Raw genomic sequence first — 23,587 nt, 5'->3', positions numbered from 1 at the left:
CCATGCGGCCACACCGCCCCGGTTGTGGCGGACGGCCCGGACGGTTGAGAATGGCGACGGCGCGTGCGGGCCGATCCACGCACTGGGCAAGACGCACACGGCAAACACACGGGGAGTCGGGATGAGCAATCCAATGGGCGGGGCACGGCAGGGCATCCTGTCGCTGGCGATCAAGGACAAGGCGGGCCTGTACAACGCCTACATGCCCTTCATCCGCCACGGCGGCATCTTCGTGCCGACCACCCGCCGCTACTTCATCGGCGATGAAGTCTTCCTGCTGCTGACCCTGCCGGATTCCTCCGAGCGCCTGCCGGTGGCCGGCAGGGTGGTGTGGGTGACCCCCGCCGGCGCGCAGGGCAACCGCGTGGCCGGGATCGGCGTGCAGTTCGCCGACACCGCCGAAGGCGAGGCGGTGCGCAGCAAGATCGAGACCACGCTCGCCGGCACCCTGAACGCGGACCAGCCCACGCAGACGATGTGACGGGGCGGGCGCGGTGGCCTGTGCTCAGGCCACCGGTTCGCGCAGCACCGGGTTGTCCCAGCCCGCGCGCGGGGCGAAGCGCTCGCCGTACTTCGTGCGCAGGGCCTCCAGCCGCGCCAGCAGGGCGTCGGCGCCGACCGCGCGGATGTGCTGGATCGGGCCGCCGCGGAACGGCGCGAAGCCGGTCCCGAAGATCACCCCCGCGTCCAGCAGGTCGGCGTCACTCACCACGCCATCGTGCAGGCAGGCCACGGCTTCGTTGAGCAGCGGCAGGATCAGGCGGTCTTCCAGGTCGTCCGGCGCCACGAAGCCGGCCGGAAGGTCGGGTTTCGCCGCCTTGCCGTTCTCCCATTTATAAATGCCCTGGCCGTCCTTCTTGCCGCGCTTACCGGCTTCCACCGTGGCCAGCGCCGCCGGCACGTCCAGGCCGAGGAAGGGCGCCAGTTCCTTGCCCACGCTCGCGGCCACGTCCAGGCCCACGGTGTCGAGCAGTTCGATCGGCCCCATCGGCATGCCGAAGCGCGTGGCCGCCTTGTCGATGGCCGGGCCGGGAATGCCTTCCGCATACGCGGTGGCGGCCTCCAGCATGTACGGGAACAGCACGCGGTTGACCAGGAAGCCCGGGGTGCCGGCCACCGGCACCGGGAACTTGCCCAGCGCCTTGCAGAACGCGGCCAGGCGGCGCTCGGTTTCGGGGGCCATGCCGTCGTGGCGGATGATCTCCACCAGCGGCATCTGCGCCACCGGGTTGAAGTAATGCAGGCCGGCGAACTGCGCCGGGCGCGCGATGTGCGGGCGCAGTTCGTCCAGCGGGATCGACGAGGTGTTGGTGGCCAGCAGCGCGTCCGCCTTCATACGCGGTTCGACGGCCTGGTAGAGATCGCGCTTGGCCTCCGGGTTTTCGATGATCGCCTCGATCACGAGGTCGGCCTCGGGGATGCCGGCGCCGTCGAGATCCGACTTCAAGCGCGCGGCCACCGCCGGACGCTTGCCTGCATCTTTCACCTTTTTTTCGAACAGCGTTTGCGCGCGCTGCAATGCCGCGTCGATGAAGCGCTGCTCGCGGTCCTGCAGCGTCACCGTAAAGCCCTTGTAGGCGGCGAACGCGGCGATGTCGCCGCCCATCACGCCGGCGCCGACCACGTGCACCCGGTGGATGCCGGACTCGCCCTTGCCCAGCGCTTTCAGGCGCTCGGTGAGGAAGAAGATGCGGATCAGGTTGCGCGCGGTCGGGGTGCTGGCCAGCTTCACCACCGCGCGGCGTTCGGCGTCCAGGCGCGCGCCGATCGGCTTGCCGCCGCTGTGCTCCCAGGTCGAGATCAGCGCATAAGGGGCCGGATAGAACGCCTTGGGCGCCTTGCGTGCGACCTGTTTGCGCATCTGCGGTGCCAGCAGCTTGCGCGCGGGGAAGGTGTTGGTCAGCCAGCCCAGCGCGCGCTGCTTGAACGGGCGCGTCGTTCCTTTCAGCGCCAGCGCGGCGGCGGTGTCCACCAGTATCGCCGGTTCGGCGAGGGCGTCCACCAGCCCGATCGCGCGTGCAGCCTTCGCGCCCAGCGCGCGGCCGGTCAGCATCATGTCCATCGCTGCCGGCGCGCCGACCAGGCGCGGCAACCGCGCGCTGCCGCCCCAGCCGGGGAAGATACCCAGCTGCACTTCCGGCAGGCCGATGCGGGTGGATGCATCGGTGCTGGCCACGCGGTAGCGGCAGGCCAGCGCAAGCTCGGTACCGCCGCCCATGCAGAAGCCGTGGATGGCGGCGACGGTGGGGCAGGGAAGCTCGGCCAGGCGCTGGAAGGTGTCCTGCCCGCGGCGGATGGCGTCGTTGACGGTACCTTTGCGGTCGAACTCCTGGAATTCCTTCAGGTCCGCGCCGGCGATGAAGCCGCCGGCCTTGCCGGAGGCGATCACCAGCGCCTTCGGCGGATCCAGCGCGATCCGCTCCAGCGCGCTGCCCAGTTCGATCAGCGCATCCTGCGAGAACGCGTTGACCGCGGTGTCGGCGCGGTCGAAGTACAGCACCAGCACGCCGTCGTCGCGGCGCTGCGGGCGCCAGTGCGACAGGCGCAGCCCGTCGAAACCGTGTGCGGAGGAGTCGGCCATGCGCATGCCATCCGTATCGGGAGGGAAGGCGGGTATCGTAGCCCGCACGGACTTGAATACGTGTCTAATCGCCTTCATCCACGGGCGGGGCCGCGGAACTTTCCCGGCCACCCCCTGTCACACCGCCCGGAAGCACCGGGCCAACAGCGAGGCCGCGGCGCAAATGACGGAGGATCGGGTGTCGCAAGCGCTGGATCAGGACCTGGTGGCGCGCGTGCAGCGCGGCGATACGGCCGCCTTCGACCTGCTGGTGCGCAAGTACCAGCACCGGGTCGCCGCGGTGATCTCGCGCTACGTGCACGACTGGGCCGAGGTGCAGGACGTGGCCCAGGACACCTTCATCCGCGCCTACCGCGCGATCGGCGGGTTCCGCGGCGATGCCCAGTTCTCCACCTGGCTGCACCGGATCGCGGTGAACACCGCGATGAACCACCTGGCCGCGCACGGCCGGCGCCCGCCCGGCGAGGACATCGATGCCGGCGATGCCGAGCAGTTCGAATCCGGCCTGCGCCTGCGCGACAACGACACCCCCGAGCGCGAGTTGATGCGCCAGCAGCTGGAACAAACCGTGCTGGATGCGGTCGAAGCCCTGCCGCAGGACCTGCGCGAGGCGATCACCCTGCGCGAGGTGGACGGCCTGAGCTACGAGGAGATCGCCGAACGCATGGGCTGCCCGATCGGCACGGTGCGTTCGCGCATTTTCCGGGCGCGCGAGGCGATCGATGCGCGCATGCGCCCGCTGCTGGACCACGACCAAACCCCGAAGCGCTCCAAAGCGTCATGACATCGACGGACAAGCCCATGGAGACCACTCCCGACACCGACCGCTACTGCATCGGCCTGACCCAGCTGTCGAGCCGCGAGCAGCTGTCCGCGCTGATGGACGGGATGCTGCCGGAGGACCAGACCCGCTTCCTGCTGCGCCGCCTGCAGCACGATGCCGAACTGGCCGGCAGCTGGGAGCGCTGGCGCATCGCCAGCGACGTGATGCGCGGCCTGGCCCCGGCGCGCCACCTGCCGGCGGATTTCGCCCTGCGGGTGGCGGCGGCGCTGCAAGGCCCGTCGCTGGCTGCGGACGCGGCGACCGCGCGCGCCCGGCGCTGGTACTGGGGCGGCGGCGCGGCGCTGGCCGCGGCGCTTGCGCTGCTGGCAGTGGTGCGCTGGCCGCAGGATGCCCCGGATTCCGCCCCGGCGCCGGCCCCGTCGCTCGCCGCGGCCGCGCCGGCCGTGGTCGCGCCCACGGCGGCACCCGTCACGCCGGCTGTCGAGAAGGCCGCCACCCCGGTACCGGCCGTGGCCACCACCGGCCAGGCCCTCGCCGCGACGGCCGGTACCCAGGCCGCGCGTCGCGAGCGCGCGCACCCGCTGCCCATCGCCGCGCCGGCGAGCGCGCCGCCGGTGATCGAACTGGCGCAGGCGCTGCCGGCCGCGCCCATTGATACCGTTGGCGGCCGTCCCTGGCCGCGCCGGATCCTGCCGCAATACGGCGGCGACAGTGGCCTGACGGTCGGCTTCGGCGAGCACGTGCAGGCCGCGCCGACGCCGTTCAACCCGTTCCCGGCGCTGCCGGCCCCGACTTTCCTGCCGCCGGCGCAAACGCCGCCGCAGGCCGAGCCGGCGCAGCCCTGAGTCGCGTGCCGGCGCGTGCATCGGCGCGCGCCGCGCCTTCGCCCTGTCCCCCGATAGTCCCCCGATCCACGCGAACGAGGAGTTCCCCGTCCATGTCTGCAAAACGATTGATCCGCCTGCGTCCTGCCCTGCTGGTGGCCGCCCTGGCCGTGGCCGGGGTCGGTGCCTGCAGCGGCCAGAACACCGCCAGCGCGCAAACCCCGGTGGCCAGCGCGCCGTCCGCGCCCGCGCCGGACCTGGTCGGCAACCTGCCGGACTTCACCCGCCTGGTGGAGGAGACCGGCCCGGCGGTGGTGAGCGTGCAGGCCGAGATCGGCGGCAAGCCGCAGGCGCGGCGCCTGCAGCAGATGCCGCAGGACGGCGATGACGACGGCGGCGACGACCAGATCCCGGAGTTCTTCCGCCGCTTCTTCGGCCCCGGCCTGACCCCGATGCCGGGCATGCCCGGGATGCCCGGCAATCCCGGCATGCGCCCGCGCGGGGTGTCGCTGGGCACCGGCTTCATCATCTCCAGCGACGGCTACGTGCTGACCAACCACCACGTGATCGATGGCGCCGACAAGGTGACGGTGAAGCTGTCCGACCGCCGCGAGTTCACCGCCAAGGTGGTGGGCAGCGACCCGCAGTCGGACGTGGCCCTGCTCAAGATCGATGCCAAGGGCCTGCCGGTGATGCGGATCGGCGATTCGCGCACGCTCAAGCCCGGGCAGTGGGTGGTGGCGATCGGCTCGCCGTTCGGCCTGGACCATTCGGTGACGGCCGGCATCGTCAGCGCCGTGGGGCGCGCCAACCCCGGCGCCGACCAGCGCTACGTCCCCTTCATCCAGACCGACGTGGCGATCAACCGCGGCAATTCCGGCGGCCCGCTGCTGAACACCCGCGGCCAGGTGGTGGGGATCAACTCGCAGATCTTCAGCAACTCCGGCGGCTACATGGGCGTGAGCTTCGCGATCCCGATCGACGTGGCGATGAACGCGGTGCAGCAGCTCAAGGCCACCGGCAAGGTGGTGCGCGGCCAGCTCGGCGTGCAGGTGCAGGCGATGGACCGCGATACCGCCAGGGCGCTGGGCCTGGCCGAGGCCAGCGGCGCGCTGGTGGCCGCGGTGGAGCCGGGCAGCCCGGCCGAGCGCGCCGGCCTGTTGCGGCAGGACGTGATCCGCAGCGTGAACGGCCAGCCGATCTACGATTCCAGCGACCTGCCGCCGATCATTGGCGCGATGGCGCCTGGCACCAAGGTGACGCTGGAGGTGGTGCGCGACGGCAAGCCGCGCACGCTGGTGGCGACCTTGAACGCACTGGACGAGGCCACCGCCGCGGCCGGCGGGATGCCGGGCGGCGCCGGCAAGGCCCCGGCGCGCGCGGAAGGCAACGCGCTGGGCATCGTCGGCCAGGACCTGACCGCCGAGCAGCGCCAGCGGCTGGGGCTGCAGGGCAAGGAGGGCGTGCTGATCGCGCGCATCACCGGCGATGCCGCCCGCGATGCCGGCCTGCAGCCGGGCGACGTGGTACTGGCGGTGGGCCGCAACGACGTGGGCAGCGCGGCCGCGCTGGACGCCCAGCTGCGCGCGGCCGGCACCGACAAGCCGGTGATGCTGCTGGTGCGTCGCGGCGGCGGCACCCGCTACGTGGCGGTCAACCCGAAGCCGGAGTGACGCGGCATCGGCGCGGACGCGCAGGGCCGGCTGGCACCCCCGCCTCCCGCCGGGAGGCGGGCGGCGCTGTGCGATAATGCGCGGCTTGTCACACGAGCGGCCGCACCCCGCGTCCGTCGCCGCCAGCGCAGAGTTTCCATGCAGCACGACCCGATGCGGTTCATCCGCAACTTCTCCATCATCGCCCATGTCGATCACGGCAAGTCCACCCTCGCCGATCGCATCATCCAGCTGTGCGGGGGCCTGAGCGAGCGCGAGATGGAGGCGCAGGTGCTCGACAACAATCCGATCGAGCGCGAGCGCGGCATCACCATCAAGGCGCAGTCGGTGTCGCTGCCGTACACCGCGAAGGACGGCAACACCTACTTCCTGAACTTCATCGATACCCCCGGCCACGTGGACTTCAGCTACGAGGTCAGCCGCTCGCTGGCCGCCTGCGAGGGCGCGCTGCTGGTGGTGGACGCGGCACAGGGCGTGGAGGCGCAGTCGGTGGCCAACTGCTACACCGCGGTGGAGCAGGGGCTGGAAGTGGTGCCGGTGCTGAACAAGATCGACCTGCCCACCGCCGACATCGACAAGGTGAAGGAGGAGATCGAGGCCGTGATCGGCATCGATGCCGCCGACGCGGTGGCCATCTCCGCCAAGACCGGCCTGAACGTCGAGCAGGTGCTGGAAGCCATCGTCCACCGCATTCCGCCGCCGAAGCCGCGCGACACCGACAAGCTGCAGGCGCTGATCATCGATTCCTGGTTCGACAACTACCTCGGTGTGGTCTCGCTGGTGCGCGTGATGCAGGGCGAGCTGAAGCCCGGCGACAAGATGCTGGTGATGAGCACCGGCCGCACCCACCAGGTCGACGCGGTCGGCGTGTTCACTCCCAAGCGCAAGGTGCTGCCCAGCCTGAAGGCCGGCGAGGTGGGCTGGATCACCGCCAGCATCAAGGACGTGCACGGCGCGCCTGTGGGCGACACGCTCACGCTGGCGGGCGACCCCGCGCCCAGCCCGCTGCCGGGTTTCCAGGAGATGCAGCCGCGCGTGTTCGCCGGCCTGTTCCCGGTGGATGCCGAGGACTATCCGGCGCTGCGCGAAGCGCTGGAGAAGCTGCGTCTGAACGACGCCGCGCTGCGCTTCGAGCCGGAAAGCTCGGAGGCGATGGGTTTCGGCTTCCGCTGCGGCTTCCTCGGCATGCTGCACATGGAGATCGTGCAGGAGCGCCTGGAGCGCGAGTACGACCTCAATCTCATCACCACGGCGCCCACGGTGGTGTACGAAGTGCTCAAGACCGACGGCACCGTGGTCCCGATCGACAACCCGGCCAAGCTGCCGCCGGTGAACCAGATCGAGGAGATCCGCGAGCCGGTCATCCGCGCCAACATCCTCACCCCGCCGGACTACATCGGCAACATCATCAAGCTGTGCGAGGAAAAGCGCGGCGTGCAGATCGGCATCACCTACATGGCCAGCCATGTGCAGGTGAGCTACGAGCTGCCGATGGCCGAGGTGGTGCTGGACTTCTTCGACAAGCTGAAATCAGTGAGCCGCGGCTATGCCTCGCTGGACTACCACTTCCTGCGCTTCGAGGCCGGCCCGTTCGTGCGGGTGGACACCCTGATCAACGGCGACCGGGTGGATGCGCTGTCCATCATCGTCCATCGCAGCCACGCCGACCGCCGCGGCCGCGAGCTATGCGAGAAGATGAAGGACCTGATCCCGCGGCAGATGTTCGACGTGGCCATCCAGGCCGCGATCGGCGGCCAGATCATCGCCCGCACCACGGTCAAGGCGCTGCGCAAGAACGTGCTGGCGAAGTGCTACGGCGGCGACGCCACCCGCAAGAAGAAGCTGCTGGAGAAGCAGAAGGAAGGCAAGAAGCGGATGAAGCAGGTCGGGCGGGTGGAGATCCCGCAGGAAGCCTTCCTCGCCGTGCTGCAGGTGGACAACAAGTAGTCGCGTTTCCTTCTCCCCCGGGGGAAGGTGCTCGACCGGCGGATGAGGGGCGCGTCGCTTCGCGCTCCCGCTCCTTGCGCCGAACCCTCGCTTCCAATCCCTCTCCCGAGGGGGCGGGGCTGAAACCGATGGAGAACATCGCATGATGGTGTGGTTCGAGACGATCCTGGTGGTCCTGACCCTGCTCAGCGGCCTGGTCTGGCTGCTCGACAGGCTGTTCTTCGCCAAGCGCCGTGCGGCCGCGGCGGGCGCGCTGGAGGAAGCCAAGGACCCGCTGCTGGTCGATTATGCCAAGTCGTTCTTCCCGATCCTGGCGCTGGTCCTGGGGCTGCGCAGCTTCGTCGCCGAGCCGTTCCGGATCCCGTCCAGCTCGATGATGCCGACCCTGCTGATCGGCGATTTCATCCTGGTCAACAAGTTCGCCTACGGCCTGCGCTGGCCGATCACCAACCAGAAGTTCCTGGCCATCGGCGAGCCGCAGCGCGGCGACGTGGTGGTGTTCCGCCCGCCGCACCACCCGCGCGAGGACTGGATCAAGCGGGTGATCGGCCTGCCCGGCGACACCATCGGCTACCACGACCACAAGGTGAGCATCAACGGCCGGGTGCTGCCGTACCGGGTGGACGGGGTGTACACCGGCGTCGGCCAGGGCATCGGCGAGACCGGCGACACCCTGCTGACCGAGGACCTGCCCGGGCGCCCGCACCCGGTGCTGGAGCGCGAGTTCAGCGTCGCGGAGGGTGACTGGACGGTGCCGCCGGGGCATTATTTCGTCATGGGCGACAACCGCGGCAACAGCGAGGACAGCCGGTTCTGGGGGTTCCTGCCGGAGTCCAACCTGCGCGGCAAGGCCATGCTGGTATGGATGAACTTCGATACCAGCGCCGACCACTGGGTGGACGGTTCCCGCATCGGGCACCGTATTCCCTGAGGATGGCGGGCGTGCCGGCAGCGGTGTTGCCGGCCGGCAATTGATCGGGCAATAGGGCGGTTCCACCCATCAGGCGGTTCAACCAAGAGGGGAGAGTGGGATGAAGCAGTCGCAGCGCGGTATGACCATGTTGGGCTTCCTGATCACCCTGTGCGTGGTGATCTTCTTCGCCTACATCGCAATGACCATCGTGCCCATGTATATCGAGTTCTACTCGGTGAAGCAGGCGCTCAAAGGGCTGGCCAACGACAGCGAGCTGGCCAATGCCCCCAAGGACAAGATCCGGCAGCTGTACCTGCGCCGGCTGGAGATGAGCTACGCCGACCACGTCAAGAAGATGGACGCGCTGAAGTTCGATTCGACCGACGGCGGCCTGAAGATGGTCGTGGACTACGAGCGGCGCGAGCCGCTGATGGCCAACCTCGACGTGGTCGCCAAGTTCCACGCCGAGCAGGTGTTGCCGCGTGGCGCAAGCGCCAACTGAGCCAGCGCGGGTGTTCGCGGGGCACGCCTTCGCGGCCCCGGAGCTGCTGGCGCAGGCGTTGACCCACCGCAGCGTGGGCAGCCCCAACAACGAGCGGCTCGAATTCCTGGGCGATGCGCTGGTCAACCAGTTCATCGCCGAGGCGCTGTACCGGCATTGGCCGAAGGCCGACGAAGGCGCGCTGACCCGCGCCCGCGCCGAGCTGGTGCGCGAGTCCGCGCTGGCCGGCATCGCCCGTAGCCTGGAGCTCGGCCCGCGGCTGCTGCTCGGGCCGGGCGAGATGAAGACCGGCGGCCATCGCCGCGACTCCATCCTGGCCGACGCGCTGGAGGCGCTGGTGGCGGCCATCTACCTGGATGCCGGCTTCGAGGCCTGCCGCGCGGTGGTGCTGCCCTGGTTTGCGCCGCTGATCGCCGCCCTGCCGCCGCCGAACAAGGTCGGCAAGGACGCCAAGACCCGCCTGCAGGAATGGCTGCAGGCGCGCCAGCACCCGCTGCCGGCCTATGCGCTGCTGCACGAGGGCGGCGAGGACCATGCCCGGGTGTTCCGGGTCAGCTGCACCCTGGCCGTGCCGGCGCTGCGCACCGAGGGCGAGGGTAGCTCGCGGCGCGCCGCGGAGCAGCAGGCGGCCGAAGCTGCACTCAGCCAGATCGAGGACGCATGAACGCACTCCCCCAACACAGCGGCGCGGTGGCCGTGATCGGCCGCCCCAACGTCGGCAAATCCACCCTGGTCAACGCCCTGGTCGGGGCCAAGGTCAGCATCACCTCCAACCGCCCGCAGACCACCCGCCACCGCCTGCTGGGCATCGCCACCTTCCCCGGTGGCCAGCTGCAGCTGGTGGACACGCCCGGCATCCACGGCGAGCAGGGCAAGCGCTCCGGCAAGGCGATGAACCGGATGATGAATCGCGCCGCGCGCGGGGCGCTGGAGGGCGTGGACGCCGCGCTGCTGGTGGTCGAGGCCGGCCGCTGGGACCACGAGGACGGCCTGGCCTTCGACGCCCTGCGCGATGCCGGCCTGCCGGTGGTGCTGGCGATCAACCAGGTGGACAAGCTCAAGGACAAGACTGCGCTGCTGCCGTTCATCGCAAAGGTGACCGAAGGGCGCGCCTTCGCCGCCGTGCATCCGCTGTCCGCGCTCAAGCGCAGCGGGTTGGAGCCGCTGGTCGCCAGCCTGCTGGCGCTGGTGCCGGAGGGCGAGCCCGCCTTCGGCGAGGACGAGATCACCGACAAGAGCCAGCGCTTCCTCGCCGGCGAGCTGGTGCGCGAGCAACTGATGCGCCAGCTCGGCGCCGAGCTGCCCTATGCCACTACCGTGGAAGTGGAGAAGTTCGAAGAGGAACCCTCGCCGCAGGCCGGGGTGATGTACCGCATCGACGCGGTGATCTGGGTCGAGCGCGAGGGCCAGAAGGCGATCGTGATCGGCAAGGGCGGCGAGCGCCTGCGCGCCATCGGCACCCGCGCGCGCGAGCAGATGGAGCGTCTGTTCGGCGCCAAGGTGTTCCTGCAGACCTGGGTGCGCGTGCGCGAGGGCTGGAGCGACGACGAAGCCGCGCTGCGCGCGCTGGGCTACCACGACTGATCCCGGCGGGTGCCGTGCGGCACCCCGTCACTGCCCGCCCGGTGCTCCTACAATGCCGGCATGCGCTATGCCGCCGAGCCCGCCTTCGTCCTGCACGCCCGCCCGTGGCGGGAGACCAGCCTGCTGGTCGAGGTGCTGAGCGCGGACCACGGCCGGATCGGGCTGGTCGCGCGCGGGGTGCAGGGGCCGAAGCGGCAGCCGCTGCGGGCGGCGCTGCAGCCGCTGCAGTCCATCCGCTTCGATGCCGTGCAAAAGGGCGAGCTGGCGCAATTGTCGGCGGCCGAGGCGGTGGATGCGGCGCCGCTGCTGCACGGGGATGCAGCCCTGGCGGCGTTCTACGTCAACGAGCTGTGCTTGCGGCTGGCCCCGCGCCACGTGCCGCAGCCGGAGCTGCATGCGGCCTATGCGCAGGTGCGCGAACGCCTGCGCGCGGGCGAGGGGCTGGCATGGACCCTGCGCCGGTTCGAGCGCGACCTGCTGGAGGCGCTGGGCGTGGGCCTGGCGTTCGCGCTGGATGCCGAGGGGGGGCGGGTCGATCCTGCCGCGCGCTACCGCCTCGATCCCGAGGAAGGGCCGCGTCGTTTGCGCAGCGAGCGCGCCGGCGAGCGCCGCGATACCGCCACCGGCCGGGCCTTGCTGGCGCTGGCGGCCGACACCTTGCCCGAAGCGGAAGACCTGGCCAGCCTGCGCCTGCCGCTGCGCGCGGTGCTGCTGCACCACCTCGGCGGGCGCGGGCTGAAGTCGTGGGACATGCTCGGGGAACTGGGGCGACTGGCCGCCGCGCCGGCGTCCGCGCAGGCCTGAAGCCAGCGGCCGCGCCGCTGCGGTGGAATCGCCGGGGCGGCAGGACGGCCGGAGCGGTCCGGATCGGATTGGGTCAGATCGGGTCGGATCGGATCAGCCGAACAGGAAGCCGGCTACCACCCGCCGGCCCTCGCCGGCCAGCACCGAGTAGGTGCGCGCGGCGGCGGCGTTGCTCATGACTTCCAGCCCGATCCCGCGCTGCAGGCAGGCGGCCAGCACCGCCGGCGGCGGGAACACCTGGGTGGCGCCGGTGCCCAGCACCACCAGTTCCGGGGCCAGGGCAAGGATCGGGTCGAGGTCGGCCGGCACCAGCGCGCGGGCATCGCGCACCGGCCAGTCCTCGACGAGCGCCTCCGGGGCGATCACGAAGCTGGCCTGCAGCCGGCGCCCGTTGACCAACGCGGCGCTGCCATCGGCCCCGCGCAGGAAATACTGGTAGTCCGGGCGTTCCAGGTTCAGCTGCATGGCTCAGGCGCGCGGCAGCACGATCTGCCGCTTCTCCTTGGACGGCCGGTACAGCACCGCGGTATGCCCGATCCGCTGCACCAGCACCGCGTCGGTGCGCGCGACCAGGTCGGCGATCATGGCGTCGCGCGCGTCGCGGTCCTCGCCGGTGACCTTGACCTTGATCAGCTCGTGGTGCTCCAGCGCCAGCCCGACTTCCGCCACCAGCGCGTCGCGGATGCCCTTGCCGCCGACCTGCAGCATCGCCCTCAGGTCGTGCGCCTGCCCGCGCAGGAAACGGATCTGGGCATTGGTCAGGGCAATCGGCATGCGGCACGCGGGCGGATAATCAGGGGCGTGCAGGGTATCATGCGGCACCTTCCCCCGCGCCGTCGGCGGCCATGGCCACCCGCAGCAAATCCAGCCAGCGCTGGCTCAAAGAGCATTTTTCCGACCCCTTCGTGAAGAAGGCGCAGGCCGAGGGCATGCGCTCGCGGGCGGCCTACAAGCTGGAGGAGCTGGCCGAGCGCGACCGCCTGCTCAAGCCGGGAATGGTGGTGGTGGACCTCGGCGCCGCGCCCGGCGGCTGGTCGCAGTGGGTGCGCCAGGAGCTGGACCGCCTGGAGCAGGCCCTGCCGCCCGGTGCCCGCCGCGGCCGGGTGATCGCCAGCGACATCCTGGAGATGCCGGCGCTGGCCGGGGTCGAGTTCCTTCACGGTGACTTCAGGGACGATGCCGTCCTATCGCAGTTGCTGGCCCTGCTGGGCGGCGATGCGGTGGACCTTGTGTTGTCCGACATGGCCCCCAATAAAAGCGGGGTGGAGGCGGTGGACCAGCCGCGCGCGATGCACCTGGCCGAGTTGGCCATGGAGTTCGCCGACGGCCAGCTCCGCACCGGTGGTACGTTCCTGATCAAGCTGTTCCAGGGAACGGGTTCGGACGATTACCTGCGGGAGCTGCGGCGGCGCTATGCCAAGGTGGTGATCCGCAAACCGGCGGCGTCGCGCAGGCGCTCGCCCGAGGTGTACGCGCTGGCCACCGGCAAGCTGGCGCAGATGAAGTGATGCGGAAGGAAGGCCAGAGGACACCATGAACGATCTCGCGAAGAACCTGCTGCTCTGGGTGGTGGTGGCCGCCGTGCTGATGGTGGTGTTCCAGAGCTTCTCGCCCAGGCTGGCCGGTGGTCCGCAGGAAGTGATGTATTCGCAGTTCGTGCAGGATGTCGAGAACGACCGCATCAGCAAGGTCGATATCGCCAGCAACGAGCGCACCATTACCTTCACCCGCAGCAACGGCGAGAAAGGCACCACCACCGCGCCGGTGCGCGACAAGGACCTCATCAACGACCTCATCCAGCACAAGGTCGAGATCAACCAGGCGCCGCCGGAGTCCGGCATCTCGTTCTGGTCGCTGGTGCTGAACTTCCTGCCGGTGCTGCTGATCATCGGCTTCTGGCTGTTCATGATGCGGCAGATGCAGGGCGGCGGTGGCGGCAAGGGCGCCATGTCGTTCGGCCGTTCGCGCGCCAAGCTGCTGTCCGACGACCAGGTGAAGGTGACCTTCGCCGACGTCGCCGGCTGCGACGAAGCCAAGGAGGAAGTGGGCGAGCTGGTCGAGTTCCTGCGCGACCCCTCGCGCTTCACCAAGCTGGGCGGCAAGATCCCGCGCGGCGTGCTGATGGTCGGCCCGCCCGGCACCGGCAAGACCCTGCTGGCCAAGGCCATCGCCGGCGAGGCCAAGGTGCCGTTCTTCAGCATCTCCGGCTCCGACTTCGTGGAGATGTTCGTCGGCGTCGGCGCCAGCCGCGTGCGCGACATGTTCGAGCAGGCCAAGAAGCACGCCCCGTGCATCATCTTCATCGACGAGATCGACGCGGTCGGCCGCCACCGCGGTTCCGGCATGGGTGGCGGCCACGACGAGCGCGAGCAGACGCTCAACCAGATGCTGGTGGAGATGGACGGCTTCGAGGGCGGCGAGGGCGTCATCGTCATTGCCGCCACCAACCGCCCCGACGTGCTGGACAAGGCGCTGCTGCGTCCCGGCCGCTTCGACCGCCAGGTGATGGTGGGCCTGCCCGACATCAAGGGCCGCGAGCAGATCCTGAAGGTGCACATGCGCCGCGTGCCGCTGGCCGACGACGTGCGCGCCGACGTGCTGGCGCGCGGCACCCCCGGGTTCTCCGGCGCCGACCTCGCCAACCTGGTCAACGAGGCCGCCCTGTTCGCCGCCCGCCGCAGCAAGCAGCAGGTGGACATGCGCGACTTCGAGGACGCCAAGGACAAGATCTACATGGGCCCCGAGCGCCGCAGCATGGTGATGCGCGAAGAGGAGCGCCGCGCCACCGCGTACCACGAGTCCGGCCACGCGGTGGTGGCGATGTCGCTGCCCAAGGCCGACCCGGTGCACAAGGTCACGATCATGCCGCGCGGCTGGGCGCTGGGCGTCACCTGGCAGCTGCCCGAGCACGATGCGCTGAGCAAGTACAAGGACCGCATGCTGGAGGAGATCGCGATCCTGTTCGGCGGCCGCATCGCCGAGGAGCTGTTCGTGGGCCAGGTGTCCACCGGCGCCTCCAACGACTTCGAGCGCGCGACCAAGATGGTGCGCGACATGGTGACCCGCTACGGCATGTCCGATGCGCTCGGCATCATGGTGTACGCCGATGACGAGGGCGGCTACGGCCTGCACAACAAGACCATCTCCGAGGCCACCCAGCAGAAGGTGGACGCCGAGATCCGGCGCATCCTCGACCAGCAGTACGCGGTCGCGCGCGCGATCCTGGAGAGCAAGCGCGAGATCGTGGAAGCCATGACCGCCGCCCTGCTGGAATGGGAGACGATCGACGCCGAGCAGGTCAAGGCGATCATGGAGGGCCGCACGCCCAAGCCGCCGCCGGGCTGGGTGGAGAAGCCGCGCAAGGACGGCAACGACGATTCCGCCGCCGGCCGCCCGGTGACGGTGGAGCCGGCGCCGCAGACCTGACCGCCGCTTGCCGGAACGCCACGGAAAGGCCAGAGTCCGCTCTGGCCTTTCGCGTTTTCAGAACCCCATGTTCGATACCAGCCCGCAGCTCGATTGCCACGGACGCCGGCTCACGCTCGACCGCCCGCGGGTGATGGGCGTCGTCAACGTCACCCCGGATTCGTTCTCCGATGGCGGAGAGCACTTCGACGCGGGCGCGGCCATCGCGCACGGCCTGCGCCTGGTGGAGGAGGGCGCCGACCTGCTCGACGTCGGCGGCGAATCCACCCGCCCGGGCGCCGCGCCGGTGCCGGTCGAAGAGGAGCTGCGGCGGGTGCTGCCGGTGATCGAAGAGCTGGCCGCGCAGGTCGCGGTGCCGATCAGCATCGACACCCGCCATGCCGAGGTGATGCGCGCCGCGGTGGCCGCGGGCGCCGGCATGATCAACGACGTCCAGGCGCTGCGCGGCGCGGGCGCGCTGGAGGCGGCTGCGGAGCTGGGCGTGTCGGTGGTGCTGATGCACATGCAGGGGCAGCCGCGCGACATGCAGGAGGCCCCGCACTACGACGACGTGGTGGGCGAGGTGCACCGCTTCCTGGCCGAGCGCATCTTCGCCTGCGAGATGGCGGGGATCGAACGCCGCCGGATCGTGGTCGATCCCGGTTTCGGCTTCGGGAAGACCACCGCCCACAATCTGCAACTGCTGGCGCAGCTGCGGCGCTTCACCGAGCTCGGCGTGCCGGTGCTGGCCGGGCTGTCGCGCAAGCGCAGCATCGGCGAGCTGACCGGGCGCGAGGACCCGCGCGCGCGCATGCCCGGTTCGCTTGCCGCGCATCTGATCGCCGTGCAAAACGGCGCCATGCTGGTGCGCACCCACGATGTGGCCGCGACTGTGGATGCGCTGAAGGTCTGGGCCGCCGTCGCCGCGGTGCCGACGCCGCGCCAGGCGCCGGCGCGCGTGGAGATCGCCTGGCCGGAGTAGGCGTTCAGTCCGCGGCCTGGCCCGCGCGCCAGTGCGCCAGGCGCGGATGCATGATCCGGAACCACAGCGGTGGCATCAGCGCGAGCACGAACATCGTGGCATAGCCGGCCGGCAGCTGCGGGCTGTCCGGATGGTGCAGCAGCACCTGGTAGCGGCGCGCCGCATGCGCGTGGTGGTCGGAGTGGCGCTGCAGATGGAACAGCAGCAGGTTGGTCAGGGCGAAGTCGGCGTTCCAGCTGTGCAGGTGGGTGGTGCGCTCGTAGCGGCCGTCCGCCAGCCGCCTGCGCTCCAGCCCGTAGTGCTCGATGTAGTTGATGATCTCCAGCGTGCAGGCGGCGATAAGCCCTTGCGCGAGGAAGCCGAGCAGGCCCCATGCGCCCAGCCAGGCCAGGCTTGCCGCGGCCAGTGCCAACCACAGCACGCTCCAGCCGAGCAGTTCATTGCGCCAGTGCCACCATGGTTTGCCAAGCCGGCGCAGGCGCTGCGCCTCCAGGTGCCAGGCATTGGCGGTATTGCGCAGCAGGGCGCGCGGCAGGAAGTGCCAGAGCGACTGCCCGAAGCGCGCGCTGGAGGCATCCTGCGGCGTGGAGACATGCACGTGGTGGCCGCGGATGTGTTCCACCTTGAAGCCGTAGTAGCCGACGCTGGCCAGCAGCAACCCGCCGGCCAGGCGTTCCAGCCGGTTGTCCTTATGGATGAGCTCGTGCGCGGTATTGATCGCCAGCACGCCGCCCACCACGCCCAGCGAGAGCAGCCAGCCCAGCTGGCCTGCGATGCCGAACTCGGCGTCGGTCCAGTACCACAGCGCCCAGGCCAACGTCGCGTATTGCACCGGCACGGCCAGCAGGGTGAGGCCGCGAAACCAGCGGTCGTGCGCTAGGGTGGACGCGTCCTGCGGCGGAGGATTGCGCGGATCGTGTCCGAGCGCGAGGTCGGCCAGTGGCAGCAGCACGAACAGCGCGAACAGCGGCAGCCAGGCCAGCAGGTCGGGATGTCCGCTGCGGGTTCCCAGCCAGGCCGACAGCGGCAGCAAGGCGGGGACCGCGAACACGGCGAGGAAGCCATAACGTTTCCAGGCGGGCATGGCGGCGGTTCCTTGGAGGGCACCGGGACGCATCCTAGCGCCAGCGCGGCGCGCGCGGGCGGGATGCAACGCCGGGGGCGATCCGGCACACTGCCGGGCGACTTTCCCAAGGGGTGACCGCATATGCAGGCGTGGCTGCGACGCAAGGACATCGACCAGGTGACGGTGCACGAAGCCGGGCGGCGGCTGGTGCCCACCCTGGGCTGGCCGCACCTGGTGGCGCTGGGGATCGGCGCGATCGTCGGCACCGGCATCTACACCCTGATCGGGGTCGGTGCCGACAAGGCGGGGCCGGCGGTGCTGCTGTCGTTCGTCATCGCCGGCGTGGTCTGCGCCTGCGCGGCGCTGGCCTATGCCGAACTGTCCACACTGATGCCGGCCGCCGGCAGCGCCTACACCTACAGCTACGCGGTACTGGGCGAGCTGATCGCCTGGGTGGTGGGCTGGAGCCTGGTGCTGGAATACACCCTGGTGGTGAGCACGGTGGCGGTGGGCTGGTCCGGGTATTTCGTCGGGTTCCTCGGCTGGGTGCAGCAGCACACCGGCTGGGCGGTGATGCTGCCGCCGGCGCTGGCCGCGGGCCCGCACGTGGAAGGTGGGCTGATCAACCTGCCGGCGATCGGCATCACCTTCGCGGTAGCGGGCGCGTTGCTCATTGGCACCCGCGAAAGCGCCACCGTGAACGCGGTGCTGGTGGTGCTCAAGCTGGTGGCACTGGCGGTGTTCGTGGCGGTGGCGCTGCCGGCGTTCGACCCGGCCAACCTGCATCCGTTCATGCCCTACGGCTTCGCCAAGTCGGTGGACGCGGGCGGGGTGGAGCGCGGGGTGATGGCGGCGGCCGCGATCATCTTCTTCGCCTTCTACGGCTTCGATGCGATCTCCACCGCCGCCGAGGAAACCAAGGACCCGGGCCGCAACCTGTCGATCGGGATCGTCGGCTCGATGGTCGGCTGCACCCTGATCTACCTGCTGGTGGCGTTGGCGGCGGTAGGTGCGATGCCGTTTACGGTGTTCGGCAAGAGCGCCGAGCCGCTGGCGCTGATCATGCGCCAACTGGGCCATCCGACGGCGGCGCTGGCGATCGGGATCGTCGCCATCGTGGCGCTGCCGACCGTGCTGCTGGCGTTCTTCTACGGCCAGAGCCGGATCTTCTTCGTGATGTCGCGCGACGGCCTGCTGCCGCGCGGGCTGTCGAAGGTGGGGCCGCGCGGCACCCCGGTGGCGATCACCGTGTTCACCGCGCTGCTGACCGCCGCCCTGGCCGGGGTGGCGCGGCTGGACGAGATCGCCGCGCTGGCCAATGCCGGCACCCTGATCGCCTTCACCGCGGTGGCGGTGTGCCTGCTGGTGCTGCGTGTGCGCGACCCGGCGCGCCCGCGCGTGTTCCGCACCCCGTGGGCGTGGCTGGTCGGCCCGCTGGCGATCCTCGGCTGTATCTACCTGTTCCTGAGCCTGCCGCAGCGCACCCAGCTGTGGTGCCTGGCCTGGAACGGCGTCGGCCTGCTGGTGTACCTGGCCTACGCGCGCCGCCACAGCCTGCTGGGCCAGGGCCGCGACGCCTGAGCCGGCGCATGTCCGCCGACCGCCGCCCGCCTGCGATCGCGCTGATGGGCCCGACCGCGTCGGGCAAGAGCGCCTATGCCATCGCGCTGGCGCAGCGGCTGGGCGGCGAGATCGTCAGCGTCGATTCCGCGCTGGTCTATCGCGGGCTGGACATCGGCGCGGCCAAGCCGACCGCGGACGAACGCGCGCAGGTTCCGCATCATCTGGTCGATGTGTGCCACCCGTGGCAGGCGTTCTCGGCGGCGGACTTCGCGCGGGCGGCGCGTGCGGCGATCGACGGCATCCTCGCGCGCGGGCGGCTGCCGGTGCTGGCCGGCGGCACCGGGCTGTACTTCCGCGCCCTGCTGGAGGGCTTGTCGGAGATGCCGGAGGCCGACCCCGGCGTGCGCGCCGCGTTGGCCGCGGAGGGCGCCGAACGCGGCTGGGCCGCGCTGCATGCGGAGCTGGCGCGGGTCGATCCGGAGGCCGCCGCGCGCATCCACGCCACCGATGCCCAGCGCATCCAGCGCGCGCTCGAGGTGTACCGCCTGAGCGGGCGCGCGATCAGCGACTGGCAGCGCAACGCGCGCACGGCGCGGCTGCCGCTGCGGGTGCTGAAGCTGGTGCTGGCGCCGCCGCAGCGGGCGCTCCTGCATGCGCGCATCGAGGCCCGCTTCGACGCGATGCTGACGGCTGGCTTCCTCGAAGAAGTACGCGCCCTGCGTGCCCTGCCGGAACTACGCGCGCATCCGCAGCCGTTGGAGCTGCCGGCGCTGCGCGCGGTGGGCTACCGCCAGGCGTGGGAGCACCTCGAGGGCGCCTCTTCGCCCGCCGAGTTCCGCGCGCGCGCCATCGCCGCTACCCGCCAGCTGGCCAAGCGTCAGTACACCTGGCTGCGCGGGGAGCTGGACGCGCGCTGGTTCGATCCCGCGGGCCAGGCCGCGGCGCTGGATGCGGCGGTGGACGCCTTCCTCGGCCCGCGCGGCGGATGAGCACGCCGCAGGTGTGCGGCGGCGGCGGACTGCGCTAACATCGACCGGCCCGCCGCTGCCGGACGGGCGCGGGGTCGGGGAACGCCCACGGGCATCGGCTCACGTCATACCAACAACAACACACGACAGCCACGGGGAATCCATGTCGAAGTCGCAGTCCTTGCAGGATCCGTTCCTGAACGCGTTGCGCCGCGAGCGCGTGCCGGTGTCGATCTACCTGGTCAACGGCATCAAGCTGCAGGGGACGATCGAATCGTTCGACCAGTTCGTGGTCCTGCTGCGCAATACCGTCAGCCAGATGGTCTACAAGCACGCCATTTCGACCGTGGTGCCGGCGCGCAACGTGCGCCTGGGCGCGGCCGGCGCGCAGGAGGCGGACGAGGGCGCGGCCCCGGCGCCGCATGCCGAGGCGGAATAAGCCCGGCGCGGGCTTGCAATCCTGGTCCCGGCGCCCCACCTGAGGCGGGATGCCCACCCAATTGTTCGAACGTTCGCGCGGCGGCGAGAACGCCCTGCTGATCCAGCCCCATGCCGGCGGCCCGCCGGCCGAAGGCGTGCTGGAGGAATTCGCCGAGCTGGCGCGCTCGGCCGGCGCGCGCGTGGCCGCGGTGGTGCCGGCGCGGATCGACCGCCCCAATCCTTCCATCCTGATCGGCAGCGGCAAGCTGGACGAGGTGAAGGCGGCCTGCGAGGCCACCGGCGCCGACCTGGTGCTGGTCAACCACGCCCTGACCCCGGTGCAGGAGCGCAACCTCGAGAAGGCGCTGGAGCGCCGGGTGGTGGACCGCACCGGCCTGATCCTGGACATCTTCGCCCAGCGCGCGCGCAGCCACGAGGGCAAGCTGCAGGTGGAGCTGGCCCAGCTGCGGCACATGGCCACCCGGCTGGTGCGCGGCTGGACCCACCTGGAACGCCAGCGCGGCGGTTCCATCGGCCTGCGCGGCCCCGGCGAAACCCAGTTGGAAACCGACCGCCGCCTTCTGCAGAAGCGCATGGAGATGCTGCAGAAGCGCCTGGAGAAGGTCGAGGTGCAGCACGCCCAGATGCGCCGCGCGCGCGTGCGCAGCGAGCTGCCGCGGGTGGCGCTGGTGGGCTATACCAACGCCGGCAAGTCCACCCTGTTCAACGCGCTGACCGGGGCCGACGCCTACGCGGCCGACCAGCTGTTCGCCACCCTCGACCCCACCGTGCGCCGGATCGCGCTGCCGGGCGGCGGGGTGGTGCTGGCCGATACCGTCGGCTTCGTGCGCGACCTGCCGCACGAGCTGGTGGCCGCGTTCCGCTCCACCCTGAGCGAGGCGCGCGAGGCCGACCTGCTGCTGCACGTGGTCGATGCCGACGACCCGCTGCGCGAGGAGCGCATGGCGCAGGTGGACGCGGTGCTGCACGAGATCGGCGCCGGCGACCTGCCGCAGCTGCTGGTGTTCAACAAGATCGACCGCATCGACGGCGCGCAGCCGCGGATCGACGTCCGCGGCGACGACCGCCAGGCGGTGTGGCTGTCGGCCCGCGACGGGCTTGGCCTCGACCTCCTGCGCGAGGCGCTGGGCGAGCGCCTGGGCCTGCGCCGGGTGGTCGGGCTGGCGCAGCTGCCGACCAGCGCCGGCCGCCTGCGCGCGCGCCTGCATGCGCTGGGCGCGGTGCGCGACGAGCAGCACGCGGCCGACGGCTGGCTGCTGCGGATCGACCTGCCGCTGGCCGAGGCCGCGCGCCTGGCCGCGCAGCCCGACGGCGCCCCGCTGCGCGCCCTCCTGCCAGCCACGGCGCCGGAGCATCCCGTAGAATCCCCGGCATGACGACACGAAGCGATGGCCCGCGCGGGCCCAAGGCGATCTGGATGGCCTGGAACCGGCCCGGTGGCGGTGGCGGTGGCAAACCCGGCGGCGGCTTCGGCCGCATCCTCGACGGCCTGCCCAGCCTCAATGGTGGCAACCCGCTGCGCTGGGTCGCCCTGCTGCTGGCGCTGTGGCTGGTGTTCAACTGCTTCGTGCTGGTGGCCGAGCAGCAGCGCGGCGTGGTCCTGCGCTTCGGCCGCTTCGACCGCATCATGCAGCCCGGCCCGAACCTCAAGCTGCCGTGGCCGATCGAGCGCGTGGTCAAGGTCAACGCCACCCAGATCAAGAACTACGAGGACCGGGTGCCGGTCCTGACCCGCGACGAGAACATCGTCGAGGTCGCGGTCAACGTGCAGTACCGGGTGGCCGATCCCAAGCTGTACCTGTTCGGCACCCGCAATGCCGACGAGGTGCTGAAGCAGGCCGCGCTGAGCACCGTGCGCGAGCAGGTCGGCCGCTCCGACCTCGACACCGTGCTGGGCGCGCGCGAGCAGCTGGCGGTGGCGGCGCGCGAGCGCCTGCAGAAGTCGCTGGAGACCTACCGCACCGGGCTGGTGGTGACCGAGCTCAACCTGCCCGACGCGCGCCCGCCGCAGCAGGTCAAGCCGGCCTTCGACGACGTCAACAGCGCGCAGCAGGACAAGGAGCGCCTGATCTCCGAATCGCGCGCCTACGCGGCCAAGATCGTGCCCGAGGCGCGCGGCCAGGCGGCGCGCGTGCGCACCGTGGCGGAAGGCTACAAGACCGCCGAGATCGCGCGCGCCACCGGCGACGCCGAACGCTTCAGCCTGCTGGTGGCGCAGTACAAGGGCGCCCCCGAGGTGACCCGCAAGCGCCTGTGGCTGGAGACCGTGCAGGAGGTGCTGGCGAAGAACCGCAAGGTGGTCGGCGGCGACGGCCGCCAGCTGATCTACGTGCCGATGCAGGATGCCGGCAAGCCCGCGCCGGCGGCGTCCTCCGCGCCGGTACTGGCGCCGGAGCTGCTGTCGCCGACCGTGCAGGCCAGCCCCGACGACCCGGCGCGCCCGGCGCGCACTGGCCGCCCCGCCGGCCGTGAGGAGGTGGTGCGATGAGATTCCCGGCATGGATGGCGGCGGTGGTCGCCGCGCTGGTGCTGCTGATGGGGTCGGTGTTCGTGGTCAACGAAGGCCACTCCGCGATCGTGCTCAACCTGGGCCGGGTGTCGCGCGACAACATCGGCCCCGGGCTGCACTTCAAATGGCCGCTGGTGGAGACCGCGCGCGTGTTCGACCAGCGCCTGCAAGTGCTGCCGGCCGAACCCGAGCGCTACCTGACCTCCGAGCGCAAGGACGTCAGCGTGGATTTCTTCGCGATCGGCAAGATCGAGGACCCGCGCGCGTTCTACCGCGCCACCGGCGGCGACGAATCGGCCGCGGTGGACCGCCTGGCGCCGATCATCAAGGACGCGCTGCGCAACGAGATCAACGCGCGCACCCTGCAGCAGGCGGTGTCCGGCGACCGCACCGAAATCGTCAAGAGCCAGCTGGCGGTGATCAACAAGGGCGCCGCCACCCTCGGCATCCGCATCCTCGACCTGCGCATCAAGCAGCTCGACCTGCCCACCGACAGCCGCGTGATCGAGGACGTCTACAACCGCATGCGCGCCCAGCGCCAGCAGGTGGCCAGCCGCCTGCGCGCCGAGGGCGAGGAGCAGGCGAACGAGATCCGCGCCGGCGCCGACCGCGACCAGCAGGTGATCCTGGCCGAGGCCGAGCGCGACGCGCAGAAGCTGCGCGGCGAGGGCGATGCGGAGGCGGCGCGCATCTATGCCGAGGCGGCCGCGCGCGATCCGGGCTTCTACGCCTTCCAGCGCAGCCTGGAGGCCTACCGCAAGGCCTTCTCCGGCGGCGACAGCGTGATCGTGCTGGACCGCAACGACCCCTTCCTGCAATACCTGCGCAGCGACCGCTGACCGATGGCCGACCTGTGGGCCGCGCTGTGCCTGGTGGCGGTGCTGGAAGGCCTGTTCCTGTTCGCCGCGCCGGGCGCCTGGAAGCGCACCGCCGCGCGCATGCTGGACCTGTCCGACGAGCAGGTGCGCCGGGTGGGCGGCATGGTGCTGATGCTGGGCCTGGTCGCCCTGTGGCTGGTGCGCGGCGGCGGCTGACCGGAGT

At 70.9% G+C, this 23,587-nt stretch carries 24 protein-coding genes; 20 read left to right on the top strand and 4 right to left on the bottom strand.

All coding sequences use genetic code 11. The features are described from left to right. The first annotated feature begins 133 nt into the window (after positions 1-133). Positions 134-481 (top strand): PilZ domain-containing protein, encoded by a 348-nt coding sequence (locus EDC34_RS10985; RefSeq protein ID WP_114960856.1) that lies wholly within the window; start codon positions 134-136, stop codon positions 479-481. Between the two features lie 24 nt (positions 482-505). On the opposite strand, the gene EDC34_RS10980 is transcribed toward EDC34_RS10985, so the two are convergent. Then, on the bottom strand, positions 506-2,581 hold the full coding sequence (locus EDC34_RS10980; RefSeq protein WP_114960891.1) for a 3-hydroxyacyl-CoA dehydrogenase NAD-binding domain-containing protein: 2,076 nt from the start codon (positions 2,579-2,581) through the stop codon (positions 506-508). Positions 2,582-2,759: 178 nt separating this feature from the next. Here EDC34_RS10980 and rpoE point away from each other — a divergent pair, with 178 nt between their 5' ends. From rpoE to recO, 9 genes are all read left to right on the top strand, one after another. Then, the gene (rpoE, locus tag EDC34_RS10975; RefSeq protein ID WP_240311124.1) at positions 2,760-3,365 is read left to right on the top strand and encodes an RNA polymerase sigma factor RpoE; all 606 of its coding nucleotides are present in this window, start codon (positions 2,760-2,762) and stop codon (positions 3,363-3,365) included. A gap of 17 nt (positions 3,366-3,382) precedes the next feature. Beyond that, positions 3,383-4,210, top strand: coding sequence for a sigma-E factor negative regulatory protein (locus tag EDC34_RS10970; protein WP_162797716.1), 828 nt, complete (start codon positions 3,383-3,385; stop codon positions 4,208-4,210). Between the two features lie 92 nt (positions 4,211-4,302). After that, complete coding sequence (locus EDC34_RS10965) at positions 4,303-5,862, top strand: DegQ family serine endoprotease (protein ID WP_114960859.1); 1,560 nt, start codon at positions 4,303-4,305, stop codon at positions 5,860-5,862. A gap of 138 nt (positions 5,863-6,000) precedes the next feature. Continuing rightward, complete coding sequence (gene lepA / locus EDC34_RS10960; RefSeq protein WP_114960860.1) at positions 6,001-7,809, top strand: translation elongation factor 4; 1,809 nt, start codon at positions 6,001-6,003, stop codon at positions 7,807-7,809. 145 nt (positions 7,810-7,954) lie between these two features. After that, positions 7,955-8,740 (top strand): signal peptidase I, encoded by a 786-nt coding sequence (gene lepB / locus EDC34_RS10955; RefSeq protein ID WP_114960892.1) that lies wholly within the window; start codon positions 7,955-7,957, stop codon positions 8,738-8,740. A 100-nt stretch (positions 8,741-8,840) separates the two neighbouring features. After that, positions 8,841-9,224 (top strand): DUF4845 domain-containing protein, encoded by a 384-nt coding sequence (locus EDC34_RS10950; protein WP_114960861.1) that lies wholly within the window; start codon positions 8,841-8,843, stop codon positions 9,222-9,224. A gap of 10 nt (positions 9,225-9,234) precedes the next feature. After that, entirely contained in the window at positions 9,235-9,888 is a 654-nt protein-coding gene (rnc, locus tag EDC34_RS10945) for a ribonuclease III (RefSeq protein WP_240311125.1), read from the top strand. Continuing rightward, positions 9,885-10,808, top strand: a complete 924-nt coding sequence (gene era, locus EDC34_RS10940; protein WP_114960863.1) for a GTPase Era — start codon at positions 9,885-9,887, stop codon at positions 10,806-10,808. The genes rnc and era overlap by 4 nt, the downstream gene beginning before the upstream one ends. 60 nt (positions 10,809-10,868) lie before the next feature. Further along, entirely contained in the window at positions 10,869-11,612 is a 744-nt protein-coding gene (recO, locus tag EDC34_RS10935) for a DNA repair protein RecO (RefSeq protein WP_114960864.1), read from the top strand. Between the two features lie 93 nt (positions 11,613-11,705). Here the strand turns inward: recO and EDC34_RS10930 are convergent, their stop codons facing one another. Continuing rightward, on the bottom strand, positions 11,706-12,077 hold the full coding sequence (locus EDC34_RS10930; protein ID WP_114960865.1) for an Mth938-like domain-containing protein: 372 nt from the start codon (positions 12,075-12,077) through the stop codon (positions 11,706-11,708). A 3-nt stretch (positions 12,078-12,080) separates the two neighbouring features. After that, on the bottom strand, positions 12,081-12,386 hold the full coding sequence (gene yhbY / locus EDC34_RS10925) for a ribosome assembly RNA-binding protein YhbY (protein ID WP_114960866.1): 306 nt from the start codon (positions 12,384-12,386) through the stop codon (positions 12,081-12,083). 71 nt (positions 12,387-12,457) lie between these two features. Here yhbY and rlmE point away from each other — a divergent pair, with 71 nt between their 5' ends. From rlmE to folP, 3 genes are all read left to right on the top strand, one after another. Then, positions 12,458-13,120, top strand: coding sequence for a 23S rRNA (uridine(2552)-2'-O)-methyltransferase RlmE (gene rlmE / locus EDC34_RS10920; RefSeq protein WP_114960867.1), 663 nt, complete (start codon positions 12,458-12,460; stop codon positions 13,118-13,120). A 25-nt stretch (positions 13,121-13,145) separates the two neighbouring features. Then, positions 13,146-15,038 carry an ATP-dependent zinc metalloprotease FtsH gene (ftsH, locus tag EDC34_RS10915; protein ID WP_114960868.1) on the top strand — a complete coding sequence of 631 codons (1,893 nt, stop codon included), beginning with the start codon at positions 13,146-13,148 and terminating at the stop codon, positions 15,036-15,038. A gap of 67 nt (positions 15,039-15,105) precedes the next feature. Beyond that, complete coding sequence (gene folP, locus EDC34_RS10910) at positions 15,106-15,999, top strand: dihydropteroate synthase (protein ID WP_114960869.1); 894 nt, start codon at positions 15,106-15,108, stop codon at positions 15,997-15,999. 4 nt (positions 16,000-16,003) lie between these two features. On the opposite strand, the gene EDC34_RS10905 is transcribed toward folP, so the two are convergent. Further along, on the bottom strand, positions 16,004-17,083 hold the full coding sequence (locus tag EDC34_RS10905) for an alkane 1-monooxygenase (RefSeq protein WP_114960870.1): 1,080 nt from the start codon (positions 17,081-17,083) through the stop codon (positions 16,004-16,006). A gap of 123 nt (positions 17,084-17,206) precedes the next feature. On the opposite strand from EDC34_RS10905, the gene EDC34_RS10900 reads away from it, so the two are divergent. From EDC34_RS10900 to EDC34_RS10870, 7 genes are all read left to right on the top strand, one after another. After that, on the top strand, positions 17,207-18,646 hold the full coding sequence (locus EDC34_RS10900; protein ID WP_114960871.1) for an amino acid permease: 1,440 nt from the start codon (positions 17,207-17,209) through the stop codon (positions 18,644-18,646). 8 nt (positions 18,647-18,654) lie between these two features. Further along, positions 18,655-19,617, top strand: a complete 963-nt coding sequence (gene miaA / locus EDC34_RS10895) for a tRNA (adenosine(37)-N6)-dimethylallyltransferase MiaA (RefSeq protein ID WP_114960872.1) — start codon at positions 18,655-18,657, stop codon at positions 19,615-19,617. A 142-nt stretch (positions 19,618-19,759) separates the two neighbouring features. Beyond that, positions 19,760-20,035 (top strand): RNA chaperone Hfq, encoded by a 276-nt coding sequence (gene hfq, locus EDC34_RS10890; protein WP_240311126.1) that lies wholly within the window; start codon positions 19,760-19,762, stop codon positions 20,033-20,035. Positions 20,036-20,096: 61 nt separating this feature from the next. Beyond that, positions 20,097-21,413 carry a ribosome rescue GTPase HflX gene (hflX, locus tag EDC34_RS10885; protein WP_114960893.1) on the top strand — a complete coding sequence of 439 codons (1,317 nt, stop codon included), beginning with the start codon at positions 20,097-20,099 and terminating at the stop codon, positions 21,411-21,413. Positions 21,414-21,454: 41 nt separating this feature from the next. After that, on the top strand, positions 21,455-22,525 hold the full coding sequence (gene hflK / locus EDC34_RS10880; protein WP_114960894.1) for an FtsH protease activity modulator HflK: 1,071 nt from the start codon (positions 21,455-21,457) through the stop codon (positions 22,523-22,525). Then, positions 22,522-23,385: a protease modulator HflC gene (gene hflC / locus EDC34_RS10875; protein ID WP_114960873.1), complete on the top strand. Its 864-nt coding sequence runs from the start codon at positions 22,522-22,524 to the stop codon at positions 23,383-23,385. The genes hflK and hflC overlap by 4 nt, the downstream gene beginning before the upstream one ends. 3 nt (positions 23,386-23,388) lie before the next feature. After that, entirely contained in the window at positions 23,389-23,580 is a 192-nt protein-coding gene (locus EDC34_RS10870; protein ID WP_114960874.1) for a DUF2065 domain-containing protein, read from the top strand. Positions 23,581-23,587: the final 7 nt, after the last annotated feature.

This window comes from Thermomonas haemolytica, assembly GCF_004346265.1.
Classification (GTDB): Bacteria; Pseudomonadota; Gammaproteobacteria; order Xanthomonadales; family Xanthomonadaceae; genus Thermomonas; species Thermomonas haemolytica.
Note: the sequence above shows the minus strand (reverse complement) of the source record. Positions and strands in the feature narration are given on the sequence as shown.